Genomic DNA, 5,937 nt, shown 5'->3' on the forward strand with positions numbered 1-5,937 from the left:
GGTAGCACCCGTATCCCGTCCGTATCCACATATTTGCGGTCAAGAACGGTAAAAAACGGTCAGATTCGGCAAATGAGACGGTAAGAAAAAGGGATTATAGTGGAGGTAATTCCAATTTCTAATCCCTTTAATTTTATAGAGTTAATTACTCGTGGAGCCGAAGGGACTCGAACCCTCGACCTCCTGAATGCCATTCAGGCGCTCTCCCAACTGAGCTACGGCCCCTTGTTAAGAGCAAAGATAAAAGATAAAAGATAAAAGAACCAAGAGCCAAATACCCACTCATCGATGAAACATAGTTGATATTTTGTCGTTAATTCCAATTATTGGTATATTAGGTTTCCTGATGAGGAGTGCAAATGTGAATAACTCGAAATGGGTCACCGTGGTGAGTGTTGCCGCGCTGTCACTCTGGCTTGGGGTATTTTCTGCTTGTTCCGAGAGCAAGGCAGTGTCCGGTTCGGCGGTTCTGGTTGTCACTGGAAATGTGCACAGTCAACTGGACCCGTGCGGGTGAAAGAATCGTCCGTACGGCGGTCTGCCGAGAAAAGCAACCTACGTCGATGGCCTGAGAGAGAATGGGGATGACCCTATTATCCTTGACGCGGGCGACATCTTCTTCTCTGTTGAGAAAGTAAGCGGGGTTCAGCGTGAACAGTCAATTCTGAGGGCGAACACCCTTGTGGAGGGGTACAACATTATCGGATGTGACGCTCTGAATATTGGAAATAAAGATTTTGCCGAAGGTACAGACTTTCTCAAGGAATTGGCTTCCAACGCTCTATTTCCGTTCGTTTCGGCAAATATTGTTGACGCGGAGAAAAAGGAACTTCTGTTTGAGCCCTTCAGGGTCATAGAAAGGTCAGGCTTACGGCTTGGGGTGCTCGGTTTGACGACACACCTCCCTGCTCATGTCGATGACGTTGTCCTTCTCGATCCAATCGATCAGGCAAGGAAGATTCTCGCCGATCTCGAAGGGCAGACGGATTACCAGGTTGTTCTGTTTAGCGGCTCCTACCAAGAGGCCCTTGCCGCCAGTGACTCTCTTGTGTCGGCGGATTTCATTTTTGTCAGCGGCACCACCCGTACCCCCGCCCGGAGAAGGAGTGAGCGTGTGTCAGGACCGAGGATATACCGGCTTGGAAAACAGGGAAAATCGCTTGGGATCGTCCATTTTGACATTGAGGATGCGAATCAAGAACTCATCGATGTCTCCACGTTAAAGTGGAGAGAAGCTTTCATAACGAGACAACTGAAAAGAATGGGTCAAAAGGATCCGTCAAAGGAACTCGAGGAGATTTATCAAGACAGTCCCGAAATGGTTGATCGAATCCATCAGATCACGGTAGAGAAGAAATCCATTGAAAAAAGGCTGGCTGAATTGAAGAGCACGCTTTGGTTTGATTTTGTACCCATGACGAAGGAGGTGGAGGACAACCCTCAATTACTGGCCATGGTTGAAAAAACCCTTGCCGAGTGCGACCGAATCGAGGTCGCTGACAAAACCTCCAACTCATCCCCCGGTCGCGATGCGACCCGCGCGACTCGAGGGTCTCCCAGGCCAAGAGTCCGCACGTCCATTCAATGAGCAGTTCGAAGATAGGTCAGGGTCTCATGATTCTGGCCCTATCCTTTACGTTTGGCTTAGGCTATAACGCTTTGAGAAGCGGCGGCATTCCCCTTATCGCAGAAAAGGAAATGATGACAAGCGAAAACGTTTCGGACATTGATTCTCTTCTTATGGAAGGGACGGTTTTCGCTGCTCCGGTGTTGATCGATCTTGACCTGGCGAAGCAGTTGTTCGACATGGGTGTTGTATTCATCGATGCCAGGGATGAGGAGGAGTTCCGGGAAGGGCATGTTCGTGGAGCTGAAAATCTGTCTATCATTCAGATTGCTTCTCAGTTCTTTCCAATCGATCCACTGGTGACATATTGCGACGGCCGTGGATGCGACCTCAGTCTGGAACTGTCAGAAAACCTGATGCTTGACTGGGAGTTTACGAAGGTGTTCGTTTTTGAGGGCGGGTGGCCCGATTGGGAGGCTGCTGGCTATCCGACCGAGGTAGGCCCTTGACATTCTTGAATAGAAGGTGGGTAGTTGTCGCATTCCGGATGGCTCTCGGTGTCATGCTGATCTATGCAAGTTTTGATAAGATTGCCAATCCTTCCGAATTCAGCGGAGTGATCGCGAACTACCAACTGATCCCATTTTATTCCTCAAATCTTCTCGCCATTCTTTTACCGTGGTTAGAGTTTTTCGTGGGAGCTTGTCTCATTCTTGGACTTCTTGTAGATGGTGCCGCTTTTCTTACGATGGGAATGATGGTGGTGTTCATCGTAGCGTTGTCGCAGGCCACCGTTCGCGGCCTGGATATCGAATGCGGATGTTTCAAGGATGCCTCAAAAGTCGGAGTCAGAAGAATTGTGGAAGATTTCGTTTGGCTGGGAATGGCGTACGTGATTTGGCGTCGGGTGGAAAAGCCGTTGGAGATCTACCCCAAATCCGTTTGAAACTCCTATCCGCCGGCCTAAATTTTTAATGAATTCTCTTCCCGATTCCCATATCATGCGAGAGTAGCTTCCCGATTGAATCGGGAGTAGAGCTCCGCGTTGCTCCCGATGTGTCGGGATCGCGGGTTGCGTTGTGAGATTCTCTGCTCCTTCTGTGGTGGTGCGGACGTGAGAAGCGCAAGTTTTATGCGAGAGTAGCTCAGCTGGTAGAGCCCCACGTTGCCAACGTGGCTGTCGCGGGTTCGAGTCCCGTCTCTCGCTCAAAGAATATCGTTTCCTTACGGGAAAAAGATGGAGGAATTGATTCGATTTCAGAACTGGGATTCTTACTTTCTGCCGTCGCGGGTTCCCCCGACAAGTCGGGGCGTCTCTCGCTCAAAACGAAAACCCCGCACCTGCGGGGTTTTTCCACGCAGATCCCAGATTATCGCTTATCCCTGTGCTTGTCTTGAGGACATGGTACCAGGATCCAGGGGAAGATAAGGCCGGATCTTGTCTAAATATTTCCAGATAAAATTCAGAGCACTGTCATAATCTTCGTCTTCTATTTCGATACAGTGGGTGGCACCTTGTTCATCTGAAATCTTGGCGGTGTCGAACTGATCGATATCGAGTATCCTCAGGTAAATCCGCTTCATGGAAGTTCGCCGTTCGGTGGCACAAAATACAAATGTGTCATCTCATAGTCAACATGTGGACTACGTGTTGTCACGGGAGTTATGGGGTTTGCATCATTGGAATCCCTACTTTCAGCGGTTAAATTTTCCGTGGAAATGGCGTCGTACCCAAGCGGTCTAAGGGGGCGGTCTGCAAAACCGCTATTCATCGGTTCGAATCCGATCGACGCCTCTTTCCCCGTGCCGGAGTGGCGGAATTGGTAGACGCAGCGGACTTAAAATCCGCTGGCCCAGAAGGGCCGTGCCGGTTCAAGTCCGGCCTCCGGTACTGAAAATCCTCGACGAGAAATCCCGATTCTTCCGGATTTTTTTCTTGCCGTGATTGGTGGTGGAAATTGGTGGAAGGCTCATTTCTTCCACCACCTTCAGCGCTCAAGGTGGTGGAAATTTTCTTCAGACGAGAAGTAATGTCCAGCGATCCGGCCACGTCTCCCCGCAATTGTTCTTTGTCAGTATAGTATTTTGACGTTACCAGGGTGGAGCTGTGGCCAAGTAGGGAAGATACAGCACTAAGTGACTGTCCCGTTAACACGCGAAGCGTTGCCCCGCTGTTTCTGAGCGTTTTAAGATTACACCGGATCCCAATGCTCTTGAAATAGTCTTCAGTCAGGTGGCGGACTTGAGAGTAGGAATAGGGGAAGGGGGCAGGCCACATTTTCTTGTCCTTCAAACGTTGTTCCAGGATCGTCCGTAGCTCCTCTCCGTCACTTCCGATCAGAGGGATCGTTAACCATTCCACTTCCGCCTTTTTCTGCTTCAAGTTCGGCCTCTCCACATAGCGACCGTGAAATCGATCCCAGGTGAGCAATGGAAGCAATATCTCCGTGGCTCTGCAGGCAAAATACAGATAGGCAAGGATCAAGGCGTAAATCTCATCCCCCCTTGGGTATAACGGGGTTTGCTCCAAGACGTATTGAACCTGTTCAGGAGTCAGCGACGTCACGTTTACACTCGGGAGGGCAGGGCCCTTCACTCCTCTTGTCGGATCCTTTGGCACGTAATCGTTCTGATACAGCCATCTCAAACAGGCTTTAAGATGTCTAAGGTACTTGCCCTGGCTGTGCGGGGTTATGTAGCTGTTCCTATCTCTGCCAAACGATGAAGAACGTAGATAGGCCAGGAAATTTCTCAAGTGTTTGGGGTTTAGGCCCCCAACAGTCCCCTTTTCCCTTGCTCTCCTGAACAAGGGATCGTCCCGGTTTGCTTCACAGAAATATTGCCAACTCTTCTTGAACTCCTTTAGGGTATCCTTGGATCTGCCTTCTTTTTCTTTTTCCTCCCAGAACCTCAACGGGGCATCCTCCAAGGCAGTGGCCTCTTTCTGTCTGCTCTCGTATTCCTCCGGCCCCAATTGCAGAATCTTCTGGAGTTTCAGGCTTACAGCAAAAGCTTCAGTCTCAGCATCTTTCCTGGTGCCCTGGATCGTTCTCTGGCATCGGTTTCCAGTTTCGTCTGTCCAAACAAGATTCCAGGAATAGATACCGGCGTTCGGGTTAGTCTTCTTGGAAGATTGGTGCTTGGCCTTACGGATATAGACCTTGACTGCTTTGCGACGGTAAGGCATGGTCTCCTCTCAATCTCAATTCTAATGTTTTGATGGCCGTTTATACTTACCCTGGGATTCATAGTAGAAAGCGACAGCCTTGACAATTACTGACGCTACGGAGGTAAAATTGTGATTTGCCTCTTTTTCAAGTAGTTTCCACAATTCTACCGGAATTCTAAGGGATGTTATGCGACCATATTGTTTCTTTTTTGTTGTCATTGTATCTCGACACTACATAATCAAAATCAAATAGTCAATACTTAATTCGCAGGGTCGGTTGTGCAGCAGTCTCATTGTCTTTACTGTTGATTGATGAAGGAATCGTTCCCTGCTTCTCCAAGCCGCACCCAGAACACCGGATTATTGGAACAATCTTTTCGGCCGAAACGTGGAACCGTACCACTGAGAAGTAATGAAGGCTGAGTGAACATCTGAGCTTAGATTGTACCGTCATCTCAGCAAACCAATAAGAAAATCGGTCAGTTTTATGAAACCAGCCCCACCGTGTGGTCGATAGCATTTTCTGTGAACCAGTTTTACCCACGATCGGAAAGAAGCGAATATGGTCACCTGGCCGGTGGGTTTCAAGATTCGGTCAAACTCTCGCGACATGAGTTCCAAATCAAGGGGCTTTCCCCATGGCAAGACGTCTGTAAGGATAAGATCGACGCTTTTCCAATTTGCCCGCCTAACTCTGGTATGGTATATCTTGAGAACGCTGCGGTTTTCTGTAGCGCAAATTGGAAATGGCCAGAATTTAATGCATCTCATTGTTTTTCATTCCGTTAGGCTATATCTTCTATCTTTGTTGTGATACTGTTTTCCATAGCTCAAATCGGCCAGATTTCCCTTTGTGATACGTTTTTCCGTACTAATTGTGATACGTTTTTCCGTAGCGGATTTTTGTCTTTTGTGGTAAACCGTCCAGCCCGACCGACCACTTGTATTCTTGCGTCGTCGGCAGCCAGGCGGAACCGGATCAAAGTCCTCTGTCGGCCATTTCTCCCAACGGCTGGAAAGATAGTAGAGGGTGGGATCACCCTGACCGGCCCCCTGGTGTGTAATTTCGATGAAACCTTTCTCAATAAGACTGTCCAGAGCGTCCCTGAATTGATCTGGGCGCAATTCAAGTTTAGAGGCCTCCTTGTAGGTGAAAACAATTTCGCCGTTATTGAGAATAGGTCTTTGCGAGCGCTTACCA

The 5,937-nt window shown here is 48.9% G+C and carries 6 protein-coding genes and 4 tRNA genes; 7 read left to right on the forward strand and 3 right to left on the reverse strand.

Annotation, left to right across the window (positions count from 1 at the left end; genetic code table 11):
- Positions 1-152: 152 nt before the first annotated feature.
- Positions 153-225, reverse strand: a tRNA-Ala gene (locus tag V3U24_05340).
- 136 nt (positions 226-361) lie between these two features.
- Here V3U24_05340 and V3U24_05345 point away from each other — a divergent pair.
- From V3U24_05345 to V3U24_05365, 5 genes are all read left to right on the forward strand, one after another.
- Positions 362-517, forward strand: a complete 156-nt coding sequence (locus V3U24_05345) for a hypothetical protein (protein ID MEE9166871.1) — start codon at positions 362-364, stop codon at positions 515-517.
- A gap of 165 nt (positions 518-682) precedes the next feature.
- Complete coding sequence (locus V3U24_05350; GenBank protein ID MEE9166872.1) at positions 683-1,588, forward strand: hypothetical protein; 906 nt, start codon at positions 683-685, stop codon at positions 1,586-1,588.
- A complete protein-coding gene (locus V3U24_05355; GenBank protein ID MEE9166873.1) occupies positions 1,585-2,076 on the forward strand; it encodes a rhodanese-like domain-containing protein in 492 nt (163 codons plus the stop codon). Before V3U24_05350 ends, V3U24_05355 begins: the two co-directional genes overlap by 4 nt.
- Entirely contained in the window at positions 2,073-2,513 is a 441-nt protein-coding gene (locus V3U24_05360; protein ID MEE9166874.1) for a MauE/DoxX family redox-associated membrane protein, read from the forward strand. The genes V3U24_05355 and V3U24_05360 overlap by 4 nt, the downstream gene beginning before the upstream one ends.
- A 188-nt stretch (positions 2,514-2,701) precedes the next feature.
- Positions 2,702-2,774, forward strand: a tRNA-Gly gene (locus V3U24_05365).
- 170 nt (positions 2,775-2,944) lie between these two features.
- Here V3U24_05365 and V3U24_05370 read toward each other — a convergent pair.
- Positions 2,945-3,151 carry a hypothetical protein gene (locus V3U24_05370; protein ID MEE9166875.1) on the reverse strand — a complete coding sequence of 69 codons (207 nt, stop codon included), beginning with the start codon at positions 3,149-3,151 and terminating at the stop codon, positions 2,945-2,947.
- A gap of 137 nt (positions 3,152-3,288) precedes the next feature.
- Here V3U24_05370 and V3U24_05375 point away from each other — a divergent pair.
- Positions 3,289-3,362, forward strand: a tRNA-Cys gene (locus tag V3U24_05375).
- Between the two features lie 10 nt (positions 3,363-3,372).
- Positions 3,373-3,458 (forward strand) — tRNA-Leu (locus tag V3U24_05380).
- Between the two features lie 2,055 nt (positions 3,459-5,513).
- Here V3U24_05380 and V3U24_05385 read toward each other — a convergent pair.
- The coding region (locus tag V3U24_05385; protein MEE9166876.1) for a hypothetical protein at positions 5,514-5,937 on the reverse strand (424 nt) is incomplete at its 5' end.

The sequence above is a fragment of the Candidatus Neomarinimicrobiota bacterium genome (assembly GCA_036476315.1).
Lineage (GTDB): Bacteria > Fidelibacterota > Marinisomatia > Marinisomatales > S15-B10 > JAZGBI01.